We start from the raw sequence: 14,891 nt of genomic DNA on the forward strand, positions 1-14,891 counted from the left end.
ACTCGGGTTAGAAACATTTACTCCAGAGCCTTCCCAATCAGTGCCTGTTCAAAACTTTGAACCGGAATATCTTTAATTGTTTTAGACGTAATTCTTGCAGCTGAACCTGTAAATTCTTTTTTGCTTTGCGTACCATAACCTACTACAAGTACTTCTTTTAAAGCTGTACTAGACGGTATAAGTCTTATGTCATTAAATGAGGAACCTGTATTTTTTTCAAGCGTTTCGTAACCAATATAACTGATAGACAACAACTTGTCTTGTTTCGTTATGGATAGTGAAAATTTTCCATTGCTATCTGTGACAGCAGATTTCCCACTTTCTGTAGCAATAATGGTAACTCCCGGTAAAGGCTCTCCTTTGTAAGAACCTCTCACGGTTCCGCTTATCGTTCGATCCTGTGCACTCAGCATTCCAGGAAGTATGCTGAACAAAAAAATTAAAACTAGTAAGATTTTTTTCATTGAATTTTGTTTTTAAAAATTGGATATAGTAATCCCCAGGGCCGATGTTGAAATGGCCTATCAATAATGCTGATAAAACAGGACAGGGTTTAAAAAAGACTAACGATTTTGCATTCGGAAAACTTTAGAATAGTCTTCTTTTAAAAGCAGATTAAATTGTTTGGAATGGCATCTAAAAATAATAGTTCAGTTTTCATGTAAGTGATAAAAAATTTAATAATAATGAGCTTATTCAGATTTTCTAAGGAAATCTTTCTTATCTGTCCACCGCAGCCGAAGGATTTAGTACCTTATTTGGTAACAGGTTGCTAAGACATCATCGGGCCTATTCCCTCAGTCTTTCTGGATAAGTCATGTAGAAATTTTCTACCTTACAGATATATATAAATCAATATTAATTCTATATAATTAGTATAGTTTAAAATGTTTTTTACAAAAATATTTTACAAAAACATTAATTAAACTGTATAACAAATACTTATTCATACTTTAAAAAAGTAGATATTATTATTTTACACAGAATATTCATACTTTCTTCAATATTTGGAAAATTTAGATACCCAGTATGTTTTACTTTCTAATATTCACTTGCTCCCAGATATTAAATAATGTTTAGGAAAATTAATAAAAAACCCTATCCGAAATTTTAGCTTCTGACAGGGTTAACAAAAAAGTACTTAAGCTTATAAAAACTTATTCTTTGATAATGGTTTTATTTATGATACCCTTTTCGGTCAATATCTTAACTACATAAGTACCAGCACTGGCATTCATGTTCACTTTTACAGTTGTATCAGTAATTTCGTTTATTGTGTAAATTTGTTGTCCAAGCATATTGAATATCGAAATCTGTTTGACTTTTCCAATAGTACCAAAATCTATATAAAATTCATTTTTGAATGGTACAGGATATATTTTCACTTCAGCTTTAACCTCCAGAGCTACATCAAGTGTATTGTCAGAAACAGCATTTTTAGATGTATTGCCACAACTAATTGCGACAGGATTAATCCCTTCTACTTCTATCTTATCAATGTTAGCCAAACCTGATGCTGTTGTGGCTTCTAATCTTATGTTATGAGTACCGGCAGAAAGCACTACAGTAACCAAAGAACTGGAATTTTCGGCCCAGGTTGTCCAATTGGCTGTAGCATTAAAAGCTGCAGTAGCCACAGTAACGCCATCTACAATTACTTTAGCACCTCTTGAAGTAGTACCTCCGTTAGAATATCTCCATCGAAGGATATAATTTCCGGAAGAAGTATTCACAAACCATTCAATTCCTGCACCGACTGCATTATTAGCATTGGCAAAACCAGTACCCTGATATCCGGCATTATTACTGTCTATTGTGCCTTCAACAAAACAGAAACCCGTTTCATTTTCATTTATCGAAATTTCAGTATTTGCTGCAACCGGATCTGTATAATTAGCAGTTCCATTTTGATTTTGACTAGAAGTAATCGCTGCTACTAATCCATTAATGTACACTTCCAGATTAGTATATACCGAGTTTAATGTATAAGTTGTTCCGTCTGAAATATTGTTGCTATTTAAACCATTAGCATTTTCCCAGCTATCCGGCATTCCGTCCTTATCTGTATCTGTAGGTGCTGTAGTAGAATTGTAGGTTGGCCAGCCTCCAACATCAGATTGTGTATCAATGAGCCCTTTAGTAATACCGTTGGAACCAGTATAAGTAAAGGTTCCATTAGTTGCTTCTGATACAATTCTGCTGTCCACGGCATCACGCTTAAAGCTTGCTCCTACGTAAGCTAATACTCTGTTGTAGGCATTTGTTGCAGAATGTGTAGTCATTTCACCAAAATTATATTCAGTATTTACACGAAGCTCCGTTTTACTTTTTGAAGATGGATTAGGATCGACGCCATTCCAGTTATCGCCAGAAGTAGTTGAATTTGCAGTAGTATAATTTCCATTGACATAAAAACTACCCCAGACACCTGCTGGCTGAGAGTTAGATCCATCATCCGCACTGGGAGAAATAATTCGGTCGTTTACTCCTGAAGCTGTTGCGGGACCTGCTTTGTAATAATTATTGGTAAGATTATACGATCCTCCTTCAGCAGCATAAGCACTGTTACCGCCCCAGTTATAAACAACATTATTTCTAAAATCAACCATCTCGAGATTAGGAAGCGCCGAGTATCTGCTTCCGCAAAAACGGGCATTACGACTATCATGATGAGCCAGCATATTATGATGAAACGAGGCTTTTTTTCCTCCCCAAATTCCACCGTAACCATGAGTTCCTTTGTCGTGAACAGACACGCGCAAACTTTCAGACATCATGCACCACTGCATAGTAAAGTTTTCATTGTCGTAAAATGAAGCACATTCATCTGTACTCCAGCTCATAGAACAGTGGTCAATAATAATGTTTTTATGATTCCTGCCGCCAATGGCATCTCCTTCATGCTGTGCCTGGTCGCCCATACGAAAACGAAGATATCGGATGATAACATTATCAGCATCTACATTTACTGAGTAATTTTTCAGACAGATTCCATCACCCGGAGCAGTCTGACCTGCTATGGTGATATTTCCATTATTGATTCTTAAATCTGAATTAAGCGCAATGATTCCGGATACTTTAAACATTACTGTTCTCGCTCCTGTTGCCGTAACGGCTGCCCTTAAACTTCCTGCACCTGAATCATTTAGATTGGTAACATAAATTACCTGTCCGCCACGACCACCGCTGGTGTAACGTCCAAAACCTTCGGCACCCGGAAATGCCGGTGAAGTAACCGCTAGAGCTGCAGTAGCCTTTTGAGTCGATGCGGTAACTGTTAAAGTTCCTGATTTTGTAACATTTGGAGTCCCGCCAACTGTGGTAATTGTATAGTTAAAAGTGCCACTCACAGTTGGTTTTCCACTTAAGGTTATAGTTTTCGCCGAATTATCTATAGCCGCATTGATTCCAGATGGCAATCCTGATATTGTTACTGTGGCAGCGTTTTCCCAGTTATAATAAAAGCCTGTAATAGCAGTATTTATCGCTATGGTTTGACTAGAACCTCCAGCTCCGTGTTTTATTAATGCAGCTCCTAATGTAACAGAATTAATGATGGTATCAGGATTCCAGTTATCGGTAACCTGTGGATTGGCATCATTTGCTTTTAAAACATTTAATTTTGTATAAGAGGCAGCTTGAGCAACACTTAATTTTTTTGCCCATAAAACTCTTGAAGACGGAACATAACCGGCTCCTGAGTTATTATATTCTGAAAAACGTGCCGTAGCCTGATTAGCAGCGTTACCCCAGTCATTCCACCCTACTGCTTTAATAGCATTAGTCATACTTGTGTTCATATAGGTAACCGATGCATATCCTCCCCATGGGCGGCCAAGATCCGTAATATTACTTCCTGAACCTGTAATCTGGCAATTATTGAATACAAAGCCATATGCTAAATGTGATGCAGTATTAGCTGCAGTTAAAGAGCTTCCCCCTTTTGTGTAAAGCTGACAATTTTGAAAATAAGCGATGGCTCCTCCAAAAATAAAGTCTGTAGTACCTTCAAAATAACAATTTTCATGATAAGATCTACCGCTGTGAGGATAATAAGTATCCTGATCTCCTAAAAAACGGCAGTCCTTAAAAACAGCTTTATCCGCAGTACAGCGAACAGCTACTGCCTGTCCAACAGGTCCGGATGAATTAGCAAACGTAAGGTTCAATGCATAAAAACCTGCCCCATTGATGAAAGTACTTGCCGAATTTGAGGTTCCGTAAGCAGCTCCTGTTGCCGGATTAATTTTGGATGCATAGTTATTATAGGTCAAAATAGTTCCCGTTGAACTTTGTCCTACGAAGGTCAGATTTGTTTTATTTGAAGGAATCGTAATTACTTCATAATAAGTACCATTTTTAATATAAATTTTAGTTCTGGTGGAACTATTAGAAGGAGCTGCATTCACGGCTGCCTGTACAGTGGTATAATTACCTGTTCCATCCTTGGCAACTACGATATCGTAGGTCTGTGCTTTCAGTTGTATCGAAAAGAAAGCTAAAAAGGCTAATAGTAAAATTTTTTGTTTCATACTTTTTGGTTTTGGTTAGATAATAGTTTTACAGATTAAGTACTTTCCTGTTAAAACAAAACTATAAAAAACCATATACAAATACAGTAGACATATCACTATTAAACAAGGGGTAAAAACAAATATTTATGAATCAAGCCATTATAATATCTATGAGTTTTTAAAAACTAAATTTCAGCACTGATGCTATTTAACATGTAAGATAAAAATTGTTCACAATAGCCCAAATTTGTCCTTATAGCATCTAAGTTCAGAATCAGTTTTATGCAGCAACTTTTCCAACAGCATAATTTTGTCCTGATAAAGCAAATTTAAATTCATAAGACCATAGTTATCTGACAGCATACTGTTTCTTTTAACAGTATTTGTTATATGAAGATTCGTCTCAAAACTTATAATATTTTCTACACTAAGTTCAAAAACAGCCGCTATTTCTTCTAACTTCTCAAAACTCATTTTGGCATTTCCTTTTTCGATTTTGCTGTAACCGGCTTGTGTAATTCCCAATCGCACAGCCATATATTCCTGGGTATAATTCTTAAGTTCTCTTATACTTCTTATATTATCGTTTATATTGCTACTCATCACATTTTTTGATTTAGTATCAAACTATTATTAAATCTAAATCACTACTTATTTGTAAAACAGTAATTCCTGAATACAGCAAATAAAGAAAGTTAAATGAGAACGCACAATAACAAATGTTAAGCGTTTAAGCATCTTTCCGCAAGGTATATTTTAACCGACTTAAATGGACAGGAGTAATATTCAAATATGAAGCTATATAATATTGAGGTACACGCTGAAAAAGATTGGGAAAGTGACGGTTCATAGACACATAACGCTCTTTAGGTGAATTGGTATAAAGAGCTTTAATTTTATCATTAATAATAAAAAAATATTCCTCAGTAATAAGTCTGCCAAGTTTCTCACCATACCTGACTGTATTGTAAAAATTGTGAAGCATTTCTCTGGAGATAACGATAACAACAGTATCTTCCATTGCCTGTATAGAATGATTGGATGGCACATTTTTTAAGAAACTTTCATAGTCGGTGGCAAAAGTATTCTCCAGACAGAAGTGAAAGGTTTTCTCTTCACCCTTTTCGTCTGCAAAATAAATGCGTAACAGACCACTCACTACAAAAAAGATTTTATCACAATCATCATTTTCATTTAGAAGCATACTTTTTTTTAAAAAAAATGAACTGCTAAGCATACTCTGACAATATTGCCACTCTGTATCATTGATATAGATATAAGAAATAATCATTCTATACAGATTTATTATTCCACAATCTTTTAAATGTTCAGTTTTGATTTTTTTTCTTTTATAAACTCTCCTTGATTTTTCTGGTATCATAGAATTAACGTCGCAATAATTTAAAATTTTCTGCAAAGTTAAGTATCAGGACGAGGCGTAAAAAATTCTGAATACAATAAGAACAAACTATACATTTCAGGTTAAAAAAAAGGTAACAGTATCTGTACCATTACCTTTATGCAGCTCTGAAAATTACAACGCAGGAAGATCTGTTAAAGCCTGCAGGAAACGATACATCCAAAATCATAACTGACACAAGAGCATACAGACCTACGGCAATAAGAAGTGTTTTTTTCTAATATAACATAATTGGGTTAATTAGCTAATCGCATCATTCACAGACTGGCTGTCTACAAATTGCTCAAAACGTATAATTTTTCCATCCTTTAATTTCCAGATATGCGCCACTCTGGCCTCAAATACTTTTCCTGTAATTTTATAGGTTCCGCTATAAGTTCCGTAGGCTACTACTTTATCTTCATTCCAGACATAGTCTTCCGGAGTAAATTTATAATCGATCCATTCACTTCCAAGCCTGCCAAAAACATTTTTAAAAATATCCTCTAAACCAATATAGGTTCCGGCATAAGGAAATCCTTTTGCTTCTGTCCATGAAATATCATCGGCTGCATAAGCAGTTAGATTTTTACCATTTTCTTCCGAAGTTTTTCCTTCGTAAGTACTTTTTACAATATCAAGATTTGTCATTGTTTTTCTATTTAACAAAAGCCTGAACACTTTATGTATTCAGGCTGCATATTATACTTTTACCATTTCATTTCTCCAGTATTCACCTTTGCTCCTATAGCCAAAGCAGTATCAAAAGTAAGTGCCGGATATTCTGCTTTTAAAGCTGCAATTAAACTTTCAGAAGTTGCATTATCCTGAAGAGCCTTTTCATAAAACTCTATGTATTGTTTTGTATGCACCACAGCTGCCACATCAAAAGGAGAATCTGAATTAGCATGCGCCGGAATAACTATTTCAGGATTCAGGTCTTTAATTTGATCTAAAATTGAAATCCAGTTCGTACGCGCTTCGACTGTCTGTGCATCTGCCATCCATAAATTAAAAGTAGTCCCAAAAATATTAATCCCTCCAACCACTGTTTTTATAGATGGAATCCAGATAAAAGTTTTAGACGGAAAAGATTCCAACCCAAAAACTTCTAATTTATGACCTTCTAAATCAATACTGTTTCCCTTTATGACCTGCGGCAAAACAACATTTGAGGTAATTTTGTTTCCTAATCTTTCTCCCCATATTTCCAATTTCTTCTGTGCTGTAGCCTTTATATGTTCAACTGTTGCAGGGGCAGCATAAGCTGTTACCTCAGGAAAATGTTTTTTAAATACTTCAAGACCAAAATAAAAATCAGGATCTCCGTGAGAAACATAAACAGCTACTAATTTTTTACCGCTTTTTTTGATTTCCTCTGCCACAATTTCGGCTTCAGCCAAAGTAAACTGGGCATCAATCAAAACAACATCTTCTTTTCCTGAAATGATTGTTGAAGCAACCCCAAAACTATTTTCTGATGCATTAAAAACTTTAAGATTCAAATTTTCAGTTTCAATCGTTTTGAAACTTTTTACATGTGATTCCATACTGTATAAAATTAAAATTTATAAAAATTCGCAATTCTTTATTCCATTATTTAATCATACAAAGATTAAATCTTGCAGGCTTTAAAACATTAAACTAGTTTAAAAAAACAGGGCATCAATTTGTTTTGTAATGGCTTCAAATTTAGCATAACCCTGTTCAAGTATAAATATCTTATCGTCTTCCTGCGCCAGTAGTGTAGGATAAGTACGTGCATAATGAAGTGCTTTGACAAATGTGTTCTGCGTCTCCTGTTTCAATACTTCAGAATGGAATGCTTTTAAAAATTCTGTTTTATTCAAATTTAAAATATCGCAGACAGCTAGATAAGTATCATCTGCATTTAGATCTTTTCCGTACCAGTATCTTGCTTTTTGAACTTCTGCAGCAAAAAGTACTGCCTTTGATTCCCATAATTTTGTTGCCGTGATTATTGCTCTTGATGGAATTTCGCTGTCAAGGATTATTTCCTGATTTTCTATAAACTTAAAATAGTCATTTCCGAATTCTGTACCTGTAATCTGCTGTATCTGCGGATCGTGTTTTTTAATGTAAGCAGCAATATGTGTAGTCTGCTTTCGGGCATTTTCGCCTGTCCACATTCCTGCCGGAAGAATTGTAAAATCCAGATTATCCTTGTATTTTTCGTACAGCTTTACAATATTGGCCGTATTTCCATAGCACCATCCGCAAAGAGGATCCATTATATAAATTAGTTTCATCTTTTAATTGATTAAATTACAATGCAAAGATGGTATGGAAAGACCTTTAAAAATATTAAAGTAGTTTAAAAAACACCTTTCTTAATTATTTTTTAATGCAATTTCCTTTCGGATATTACTTAAAAAAACATTGGTAATTCCCAGATAAGCTGCTATGTGAATGTTAGACAGACGCTGTATAAGCCGGGGGTATCTTTGCGCAAACTCAATATAACGAACTTCTGCCGTTTTACTAAGATTATCTATCATACGACGCTGCAGTGCAACATGCGTTTTTTGGGTCATTATTCTGAAAAGTTTTTCTATCCCAGGCAGATTCGAATAAGCAAATTCTTTATCCTTTTTTGAAATAAGCAAAACATCACTGTCTTCCAGCGCTTCTATAAAAAGCTGTGAAGGGATTTCATTTATAAAACTGTCAATATCGGTAATCCACCAATTTTCTACTGCGAAATAAAGAATCTGTTCAAAGCCATTCTGATCAATATGAAAAACCCGAAAAAGCCCTTTTACTACAAACCCTTCAAATCTGCAAACCTCTCCTTCACGAAGTAAGAAACTCTTTTTTTTGATTTTTTTAGATTCAAACAAATTACAAAATGCTTTTACTTCATCTTTAGTCAGATTAAGGTGTGCTGTAATATTATTTTCAAGTTGTTGTCTCATTTAAGCTTTAGATAAAAAAACAAATAAAAATACTAAAAATTCTACTTCGGGTTTCTTTTAGACTTAATTCTTTTTTTCAATTGCAGATTAACAACATTCAAAATACAAATTTATAATCACTAATGCACAGTGATAATAGCTGCCGCAGCTTTTGAAATAAATTTGCAGTATAATTGATAACAAATAATACGATGAAAAATCAACTCCCAAAGGCTGAAACTTATTTAGTCAAAGATACAGGACTGGTAAAAGTATACACTTTAGTTTCACCAGGTCCTATGTTTGCCAATGCAACACACATTATTGAACTCCCAAATGAACTAATCTTAATTGACGGACAGTTCTTTGCACAGTATGGACAGGAATTTAGACAATTTGCCGAGAATCTTCAAAAACCAATTACCCGATTTTATGTCACGCACGATCATCCTGACCTTTATCTGGGAACGGGAGATGCTTTTGCAGATGTAAATGTTTATGCTCTTGAAGAAATTATTGCTTCTTTGGCTAAAAACGGCCCAAAAGAATTGAATGAAAAACTGTCCCAAATAGGGGATTTAATTGCAGAAAAACTGTCACTTCCCACTTACATGCAAAATTACCTGATTAGATTTTTTTATTTAATTGATTAAATTGAATCTTTATCTCTTTTAGACAAATTTCGCCTATATCTCTTTTTGAAGAGATATAACATTTATACTTTTCGTTAATTTTTATTTCCTTTAAACTATATTTTTCATCATTTATTTCGGTTGTGTTTTCAAAAATTTCAAATGATGTGAGCGGAATTGTTAGTCCATGCCCATGTGCTTTTATAACCGACTCTTTTTGAGTCCAATAATCAAAGAAAGCCTCTTTTTTATCATACGAAAAAATAATATTTTTCCATTCCTTTTTGGTCATTTGTAATTTGAAATTATTTATTTCAATATCAGAAATTTTTTCAATATCGATACCTAATTCATCTCTATCACATAAAGCACAAACAACAATTTCTCCTGAATGAGAAATATTAAACTTAACCAAATTACTCTCAAAATACGGTTTATTATACTTTGTATTTTTTATCATTCTATCTTTAGGACTATTTCCAAAAATTTCTTCAACCCCCATAAATAATAAAACTCTTCCTAGAAGTGACAATTGTGCATCCTGCCACCTTCTATATCTTCTAATTTTATTTTGAAAATCAACTGAAAACTCTGATAAATTATTTTCTAGCAATCTTTCGTGATTTTCTTCAGACACATATGAATAATAAATATAAATCAAATCATTGACGGTATTTTATAAATGTTTTTTAATTTAAATTTTAATCCGGTATGAATTAAATCTTTACTATGTTTTTAAAATATTCTGTAAAAAATTCAATATGATCAAAAATGAAAAAATGATTTCCATTCATTTGCATTATGGTAACTTTTTCTGTAGTTTCTTCTTCCCAGCCTTGTATTTTTTCAATTGTAGTATCTTCTGAACCATAAAAAACATCAATTGGAACAGTTAATTTTTCCTTTTTTGTATATTGATAATTCTCTATAGCTGTCAAGTCTGCTTTTAAAATGGGGGTATAATAATCGATTAACTCTGGAAAATTTAGTAATTCATCAGGAATCCCACCAAATTTAATAATTTCTTCCCAAAATAATTTATCAGGCAAGTGAGATATTTTTTCCCTTTTTATTGAGGGTGCATTCATCCCACTAATGATTAGCCTTAATGGTTTTTTAACTCTTAGATTTTCAATTCTTTGGCATACTAAATATCCAATCAAAGCCCCCAAACTATGTCCATAAATAACATAATCACTATTTATTGATAATCTGACAATATCTTCTGTAATTAAATCAAGGAATTCTTCCTCTTCTAATTTTAGTCCTTTGACTCCTCCGTTAATGAAGAAAAACTCTATAATATTCCCAAATAGTTTATTATAAGAATATTTATTGCCTCCTGCGAATGGAAAACAAATAATCCTTACCTGAGAAGATTCTTCATTTGGTAATAGTTCAAAACTCATATATCAAGTCTTAATTTGGGGCCTTTTTTATTAAATCCATTACTTTCATAAAAAGAGATCGTCCTTGGCCAATTTTTTTCTGTTGGAGCTCCAACTTCTAGTTTATTCCATTTCTTTTCAATGCAGAATTCCTTAACCTTTTTTATCATGACATTTCCTAAACCTTTTGATCGATAATTTGGAACAACATAAAACTCTGTAATTGTTCCAAATTCACCTAAATTATAAATAGCAAATGATGATACCACTGTTACAATTCCTATTGGAGTTGATAAATTTTCTCTATCATAGGCTAAAAATGCATTAAAAATATTTCCATTTAGCAATGAATGATGTGCCATTTCCGTATACTGTTCATTATCAAACTCAAACTTCTGTTCTAAAGTTAGATTCAACTCTTTTAGCAATGAAATTATTAGATTAGCGACATTATGTGCATCTGAAAAAGTAGCTTTTTGAATTAAAAATTGATTTTCCATATCTGAAATTTTAAAATTATATTGTTTTTTTTTTAGAATGATTTAACTTCAGAAAGTTTACTACAAGTGAAATTAATCCATATTCCTAAATATATATATCTAAAACCTATTACTATTATAGATCTGCTATGATATACAAAAACCTAATTTGTCTTTATTTAAGTTAAATAATATTCTAGCATTATAGCTCCCCATTGAGAAGGACCTTCACCATATAATATAACTTTCTCCCTATCTTTCAACATACCTGAATTACTGTAATCTTTTAAATTTATTAAGCAATCACTCCCCAGACAATGCCCATATTTTGCAATACCGTCAAAAAAAAGTTGATCTTTTTCAAATCCGCAACTAGTTAATAAAACTGACAAAACCGAAGGCAGAAAATTACTTGATAAAACCTTAGCAATATCATTCTTAGTAACTTTATTATATGCATTAAATAATTCATCAAATAATTCTAAATGACTTTTCATTCGCAATGCTAATTCATCTTTTCTTAACAGCTTTCCCTGTAATAATAATGGGTGCGTTTTTTGAGAAGTACATAAAATTTTCCACTTCTCACAATCTGAATCTTTGGATACCAAGCAACAGGAAGCTGCGTCACTCATAACGGCAATTCCTGGCATTACAATTCTAGAAATTGGAGAAATTATAGATGTTAAATCTAATGCTATAATAAGTATATTACTGTAGATTTCCTGATTTACGAATGCATTGGCAATACTGATAGCCATATGTAAATTTGAACATTCTGAAAACCCTATCGATAAAGGGTAAGCATTTATTAAATTATTTTCATTTAATAAAGCACCCAATTTCTTCATCTTACCTGGCAAATCTGAAAAAGAATCCGATGCAAAAATGACAAGATCTATTTGCAAGGGATCTATATTATTTTGTTTTAAATATTTTTTTAATAGAGATTCTGCAAATTCAAAAACTGATTCCTCATAAAACAAATAATTTTTAAAACCATTACCTTCATTATCTAGAATTTCGTACAATGATTCGTTTTCCAATACTTCAGGTAACGAGGAAATAGGAGCTTCTTCTCCTAATTCATAAAATATACTATGGATATATGCGCTCATTACTTTCTAATTTAATATTTCTTTTACAAAAGATTTAAAATTATTTATAAATTCGTCAATATAGGTATCCATAAATAACTCTTTATTGTATTCTAAAAAACATTCATAATAATCTTTATCATTAAAAATTGAAAGCGTGATATTGAAACGGGCAGTAGATCTGTCAATTTCCTGTTTCTCTAAAGAGAAATCATTATAGTTTTCTTTACTTACCGGTATATTCTCGTATATAAATAATAAATCAAACAAAAGATTATTTTTAGATTTGTATTCTATATTTTCCATTAAAAATTCAAATGGAATATCTTTGTTTTCGAAAGCTTCAAGTATATTTTTCTTATTTTCTTTCACAATTTCTTCAAATGTATGCTGCTTTTTGAAGTAAGCAATCAATGGTACATAATTCAACAAATAGCCTACAATTTCATCTGAATATTTTCTCGTTCTATTCGAGTTTATTGTTCCTATCAAAACTGTTGTATCACTTGTGATCTTGTGAATATAAGCTTGAATAAGTGAAGTAAGTACCATAAAAGGTGTTGCTGACCATTCTTTAGAAATATTCTCAATTTTTAATTTAATATTTTGATCCAAATCGAATAAAATCCTACTGCCGTGATAAGAATGATTAATATCATCATTCCTTACCAAAAGAAATTCAGATTTTTTAATTCCTTTAAATTTATCCTTCCAATAGTACAATTGATTTTTAGACTCTTTCGTAGTAATCCAATTATTTTGCCAATTTACAAAGCTTAAAAAATCATATTCTTTAGAAGGAAGAACTACAGGGTCTTTACTATTTAATCTATTATAAATATCCAATATATCATCGATAAGAAGATTATAGGACCAAGCATCAAAAAATAAATTATGTGTAATTATAGCTATAGAAAAATTGTTTTGTTCTCTTTCAAAAATTAAAAAATCAATGTTTGAGCTATCTTTATTAAGCCAATTTTTTAGACCAATGTGTTTACTTACATAATTAACAACCTCATAATCGTCTTTTAAGGCGATTTTTTGTATTAAATATTTTTCTTTATCCCCCACCTTTTGCTTCCATTCTCCATTCGAATCATGGAAAAACAAAATCTTAAAGGCTTGATGTAATTTAACTGCGATTTTAATTGCTTCCTGCAGTAATTCAATCGAGACATCTCCTTTAATATTTAGCATTTGACTAACTACATTTACAGGTGTTTCGGGATACTTCAAAGTCATCTCTAAAATTCTTTTTTGCCCATAAGACAAAGCAATGCCTTCAACTGAAACAGCTTTTTGTAATGGGTTAATTTCGTAACATTCAGTATATTTTGTTTTCAATTTATTTAACAATTGTCTCTTCATGTTTTCTGATAAAGACTCAATTTGAGAAGTTATTTGTTCCATAATTAAAAGTTCATATTTTTAAATTCATTTAATTTCTCTAAGCTTTTTAATACCAAATCTTCATCTAATCCAAAATCCAATAAACAAGCTATTTCAGTTACTCCAATTCCTTTCATCCTTTTTACTACTTGCATACACTTCTCAGGAGATCCCATCAGTGAACCTTTATTATAAAATTTTTCAAATCCATAATTTAAAATAGATTCTCTATCACTAGCACTCATATTATCAACATTTTTATCTGGATGAACAGATTTGTTAGATGTATCCACCACTTTGAAAAAAGTTTTCAAATAGGATATAAAGGGTTCTTTAACAATTTTTCTGACATCTTCTTCATCTTCTCCTATAAATGTATGGAGTAACATAGTTACTTTAACATTAGACCTGTCATGACCATATTCTTCTAAAGTATTGAAATAGATTTGTAATTTTGCCTCCAATTCTTCTGTGGACATATCAATTAGTCCAGTTAAAATATTACATCCAAGTTCCCCAGCTTTTCTAAAAGTTTCTTCGCTTTTCGTACAAGTAAGCCATATTTCAAGTTCGTTACTTATCGGCCTAGGAAAAAGTTCTACTTCAGTATTTTCTCCTACCCCATCTTTCATAAATAAAGATTCTCCTCTCCAGAGTTTTCTTAATATTTCTACATATTCGAATGAAATATTTCTTCTATTATCCCAATTGTCTGGCTGAAAAATGAAGTCAATAGGACTAAAACCTGTTGCTAAGGAAATTGCAGCTCTGCCTTTAGAAAGATTATCCACAATAGACCATTCTTCAGCGATACGGACAGGGTGATGCAGCGGAGCAATAATACTGCCTGATCTTATTTGAATTCTTTTAGTTATCATACTAATTGCTGCAGAAATTACTGAAGGGTTTGGATATAATCCTCCAAACTTGTGAAAATGTCTTTCCGGAGTCCAGATAGCATTAAATCCATGCTTGTCAGCAAATTTAGCTGACTCTAAAATTAAATTGTATTTATTGGATTCATCGCCAGAAAAGAAAATTAAACCAAATTCCATAATATTTTTTTATTTATTGT

General features: G+C 32.3%; 15 protein-coding genes and 1 riboswitch. Of the genes, 1 reads left to right on the forward strand and 14 read right to left on the reverse strand.

Annotation, left to right across the window (positions count from 1 at the left end):
- Window positions 1–17 precede the first annotated feature (17 nt).
- The 8 genes from FLACHUCJ7_RS18725 to FLACHUCJ7_RS18760 all read right to left on the reverse strand — a co-directional run bounded on the left by FLACHUCJ7_RS18725 (window position 18) and on the right by FLACHUCJ7_RS18760 (window position 8,849).
- A complete protein-coding gene (locus FLACHUCJ7_RS18725) occupies window positions 18–464 on the reverse strand; it encodes a carboxypeptidase-like regulatory domain-containing protein (RefSeq protein ID WP_078228665.1) in 447 nt (148 codons plus the stop codon).
- 253 nt (window positions 465–717) lie between these two features.
- Window positions 718–817: riboswitch (SAM riboswitch) on the reverse strand.
- 340 nt (window positions 818–1,157) lie between these two features.
- Window positions 1,158–4,532, reverse strand: a complete 3,375-nt coding sequence (locus FLACHUCJ7_RS18730; RefSeq protein WP_180909999.1) for a pectinesterase family protein — start codon at window positions 4,530–4,532, stop codon at window positions 1,158–1,160.
- Window positions 4,533–4,745: 213 nt separating this feature from the next.
- Entirely contained in the window at window positions 4,746–5,117 is a 372-nt protein-coding gene (locus FLACHUCJ7_RS18735; protein ID WP_078228667.1) for a helix-turn-helix transcriptional regulator, read from the reverse strand.
- 127 nt (window positions 5,118–5,244) lie between these two features.
- A complete protein-coding gene (locus tag FLACHUCJ7_RS18740; protein WP_180910000.1) occupies window positions 5,245–5,895 on the reverse strand; it encodes a Crp/Fnr family transcriptional regulator in 651 nt (216 codons plus the stop codon).
- Between the two features lie 279 nt (window positions 5,896–6,174).
- Window positions 6,175–6,564, reverse strand: coding sequence for a nuclear transport factor 2 family protein (locus tag FLACHUCJ7_RS18745; RefSeq protein ID WP_180910001.1), 390 nt, complete (start codon window positions 6,562–6,564; stop codon window positions 6,175–6,177).
- 59 nt (window positions 6,565–6,623) lie between these two features.
- On the reverse strand, window positions 6,624–7,463 hold the full coding sequence (locus FLACHUCJ7_RS18750; protein WP_180910002.1) for an MBL fold metallo-hydrolase: 840 nt from the start codon (window positions 7,461–7,463) through the stop codon (window positions 6,624–6,626).
- Window positions 7,464–7,562: 99 nt separating this feature from the next.
- Complete coding sequence (locus FLACHUCJ7_RS18755; RefSeq protein WP_230408868.1) at window positions 7,563–8,183, reverse strand: DsbA family protein; 621 nt, start codon at window positions 8,181–8,183, stop codon at window positions 7,563–7,565.
- 81 nt (window positions 8,184–8,264) lie between these two features.
- On the reverse strand, window positions 8,265–8,849 hold the full coding sequence (locus FLACHUCJ7_RS18760; protein ID WP_180910003.1) for a Crp/Fnr family transcriptional regulator: 585 nt from the start codon (window positions 8,847–8,849) through the stop codon (window positions 8,265–8,267).
- Window positions 8,850–9,040: 191 nt separating this feature from the next.
- Here FLACHUCJ7_RS18760 and FLACHUCJ7_RS18765 point away from each other — a divergent pair, with 191 nt between their 5' ends.
- The gene (locus FLACHUCJ7_RS18765; protein ID WP_180910004.1) at window positions 9,041–9,481 is read left to right on the forward strand and encodes an MBL fold metallo-hydrolase; all 441 of its coding nucleotides are present in this window, start codon (window positions 9,041–9,043) and stop codon (window positions 9,479–9,481) included.
- Here the strand turns inward: FLACHUCJ7_RS18765 and FLACHUCJ7_RS18770 are convergent.
- From FLACHUCJ7_RS18770 to FLACHUCJ7_RS18795, 6 genes are all read right to left on the reverse strand, one after another.
- The gene (locus tag FLACHUCJ7_RS18770) at window positions 9,456–10,097 is read right to left on the reverse strand and encodes a 4'-phosphopantetheinyl transferase family protein (RefSeq protein WP_230408869.1); all 642 of its coding nucleotides are present in this window, start codon (window positions 10,095–10,097) and stop codon (window positions 9,456–9,458) included. The genes FLACHUCJ7_RS18765 and FLACHUCJ7_RS18770 overlap by 26 nt on opposite strands.
- Window positions 10,098–10,176: 79 nt before the next feature.
- Entirely contained in the window at window positions 10,177–10,869 is a 693-nt protein-coding gene (locus tag FLACHUCJ7_RS18775) for a thioesterase II family protein (protein ID WP_180910006.1), read from the reverse strand.
- Window positions 10,866–11,348, reverse strand: a complete 483-nt coding sequence (locus tag FLACHUCJ7_RS18780; RefSeq protein ID WP_180910007.1) for a GNAT family N-acetyltransferase — start codon at window positions 11,346–11,348, stop codon at window positions 10,866–10,868. The genes FLACHUCJ7_RS18775 and FLACHUCJ7_RS18780 overlap by 4 nt, the downstream gene beginning before the upstream one ends.
- Before the next feature lie 158 nt (window positions 11,349–11,506).
- On the reverse strand, window positions 11,507–12,445 hold the full coding sequence (locus FLACHUCJ7_RS18785) for a beta-ketoacyl-[acyl-carrier-protein] synthase family protein (protein WP_180910008.1): 939 nt from the start codon (window positions 12,443–12,445) through the stop codon (window positions 11,507–11,509).
- Window positions 12,446–12,451: 6 nt separating this feature from the next.
- Complete coding sequence (locus tag FLACHUCJ7_RS18790; RefSeq protein ID WP_180910009.1) at window positions 12,452–13,837, reverse strand: condensation domain-containing protein; 1,386 nt, start codon at window positions 13,835–13,837, stop codon at window positions 12,452–12,454.
- 2 nt (window positions 13,838–13,839) lie between these two features.
- Window positions 13,840–14,871 carry a MupA/Atu3671 family FMN-dependent luciferase-like monooxygenase gene (locus tag FLACHUCJ7_RS18795; RefSeq protein ID WP_180910010.1) on the reverse strand — a complete coding sequence of 344 codons (1,032 nt, stop codon included), beginning with the start codon at window positions 14,869–14,871 and terminating at the stop codon, window positions 13,840–13,842.
- Window positions 14,872–14,891: the final 20 nt, after the last annotated feature.

This window comes from Flavobacterium salmonis, from assembly GCF_903819435.1.
In the GTDB taxonomy this organism is placed as follows: Bacteria; Bacteroidota; Bacteroidia; order Flavobacteriales; family Flavobacteriaceae; genus Flavobacterium; species Flavobacterium chungangense.

Bases quoted from the DNA above. Each gene is read 5' to 3' on its own strand.
- FLACHUCJ7_RS18725 (WP_078228665.1), bottom strand. From the start codon at position 464: ATGAAAAAAATCTTACTAGTTTTAATTTTTTTGTTCAGCATACTTCCT.
- FLACHUCJ7_RS18730 (WP_180909999.1), bottom strand. From the start codon at position 4,532: ATGAAACAAAAAATTTTACTATTAGCCTTTTTAGCTTTCTTTTCGATA.
- FLACHUCJ7_RS18735 (WP_078228667.1), bottom strand. From the start codon at position 5,117: ATGAGTAGCAATATAAACGATAATATAAGAAGTATAAGAGAACTTAAG.
- FLACHUCJ7_RS18740 (WP_180910000.1), bottom strand. From the start codon at position 5,895: ATGATACCAGAAAAATCAAGGAGAGTTTATAAAAGAAAAAAAATCAAA.
- FLACHUCJ7_RS18745 (WP_180910001.1), bottom strand. From the start codon at position 6,564: ATGACAAATCTTGATATTGTAAAAAGTACTTACGAAGGAAAAACTTCG.
- FLACHUCJ7_RS18750 (WP_180910002.1), bottom strand. From the start codon at position 7,463: ATGGAATCACATGTAAAAAGTTTCAAAACGATTGAAACTGAAAATTTG.
- FLACHUCJ7_RS18755 (WP_230408868.1), bottom strand. From the start codon at position 8,183: ATGAAACTAATTTATATAATGGATCCTCTTTGCGGATGGTGCTATGGA.
- FLACHUCJ7_RS18760 (WP_180910003.1), bottom strand. From the start codon at position 8,849: ATGAGACAACAACTTGAAAATAATATTACAGCACACCTTAATCTGACT.
- FLACHUCJ7_RS18765 (WP_180910004.1), top strand. From the start codon at position 9,041: ATGAAAAATCAACTCCCAAAGGCTGAAACTTATTTAGTCAAAGATACA.
- FLACHUCJ7_RS18775 (WP_180910006.1), bottom strand. From the start codon at position 10,869: ATGAGTTTTGAACTATTACCAAATGAAGAATCTTCTCAGGTAAGGATT.
- FLACHUCJ7_RS18780 (WP_180910007.1), bottom strand. From the start codon at position 11,348: ATGGAAAATCAATTTTTAATTCAAAAAGCTACTTTTTCAGATGCACAT.
- FLACHUCJ7_RS18785 (WP_180910008.1), bottom strand. From the start codon at position 12,445: ATGAGCGCATATATCCATAGTATATTTTATGAATTAGGAGAAGAAGCT.
- FLACHUCJ7_RS18790 (WP_180910009.1), bottom strand. From the start codon at position 13,837: ATGGAACAAATAACTTCTCAAATTGAGTCTTTATCAGAAAACATGAAG.
- FLACHUCJ7_RS18795 (WP_180910010.1), bottom strand. From the start codon at position 14,871: ATGGAATTTGGTTTAATTTTCTTTTCTGGCGATGAATCCAATAAATAC.